The organism is Allobosea sp., from assembly GCF_030695125.1.
GTDB lineage: Bacteria > Pseudomonadota > Alphaproteobacteria > Rhizobiales > Beijerinckiaceae > Allobosea.
The window spans coordinates 1-1,327 of the sequence record NZ_JAUYTP010000019.1 but is presented as its reverse complement, the minus strand read 5'-3'; the positions used below and the strand labels follow the sequence as shown (position 1 = coordinate 1,327).

2 protein-coding genes are annotated in these 1,327 nt (G+C 64.1%); both read left to right on the top strand.

Annotated elements, in window-relative coordinates:
- The coding region (locus Q8S38_RS06045) for an ATP-binding protein (protein WP_305679532.1) at positions 1-1,083 on the top strand (1,083 nt) is incomplete at its 5' end.
- A gap of 26 nt (positions 1,084-1,109) precedes the next feature.
- Positions 1,110-1,327: DUF411 domain-containing protein (locus tag Q8S38_RS06040; protein ID WP_465247592.1), on the top strand; the 218-nt coding region annotated here is incomplete at its 3' end.

Below are 1,327 nucleotides of genomic sequence, written 5' to 3'. Positions count from 1 at the left end.
CTCGGTTTTGCCGACGACGGCGCGCTCAATTCGGGCGACGCCGATGCCTACCGGCACATGATGCTAGTCTCGGTCAGACTCGATGACGGCTCCTGGGTCAACTTCTCCTCGACCACGCTCGGCGCAACTCAGCACGCAGACTGGAGCGTGCTTGCCGTCACAATCTGCTTCGGTGTGGCGATCATTGTCGTGGCGGTCTTGCTATTGCGCTGGGCAACGCGGCCGCTTCGCGATCTCGCCGTTGCGGCCGAGCGGTTCAGCCTGGATCAGATTCCGAAGCCGCTAGACGAAACCGGCCCGGCCGAAGTCCGGCGCGCGGCGCGCGCCTTCAACACCATGCGCGAACGCATCCAGCGCCTCGTTTCCGAGAGAATGCAGGCCTTAGCGGCCGTCTCGCACGATCTGCGCACGCCGATCACGCGGCTGCGGCTGCGCTCCGAACTGATGGAGGACGAGGCGACCCGCGACCTCGTCGACGCCGACCTCGCCGAAATGGAGGGCATGATCGATTCAACGCTGGAGTTCCTGCGCGGCGGCGTCTCGAGCGAGGCGATCAGGCCGATCGACATCGTCTCGGTGATCGAGACGATTGTCGATGACCACGCCGACCAGGGGCATGCGGTCAGCCTAAGTGGAACCAGTCATGGCCGCGTGCTCGGCCGGCTGCTCGCGCTCAAGCGCGCTTTTTGGAACGTCATCGGCAATGCGGTTAAATACGGCACCCGCGCCATGGTCGTCGTCACCGAGACGCCGGATGGTCTCGCGATCACGATCGAGGACGACGGGCCAGGGATCCTGGAGCGTGATTTCGAGCGCGTCTTCCAACCCTTCGTCCGCCTCGAGGAATCGCGAGGACGCGAGACCGGCGGCTCCGGCCTCGGTTTGACCATTGCGCGCGCCGTTGTCCTCGCACATGGCGGCGAGATCGCGCTATCCAACCGTCCAGAAGGCGGTCTTCGGGTGACTATCACCCTGCCTCGCCTCGCCCAGCCAGAGCAGCCACTGGCGCAGGTCATCGCCGGCGATCCGGATTTGCCGCATGGACCGACCGTGCATACGGCATCTCACTCTGCCTCGACATAAGAATTCTCGTTGATCTGGAGATTATGATGAAGCCTACGTCGGCCCTTCTACTCGCCTTCCTGCTACCGGCTCTCCCGGCGAGCGCCCAGGAGATCAAGGTCCATCTCAGCCCAACCTGCGGCTGCTGCAAGGCGTGGGTCCGACATCTCGAGCAGGCCGGCTTCACGCCGCGCGTCGTCGAAAGCAGCGACATGGCTGCAATCAAGCGTGTTACGGGTGTCCCGGATAAAGTCCAGTCCTGCCA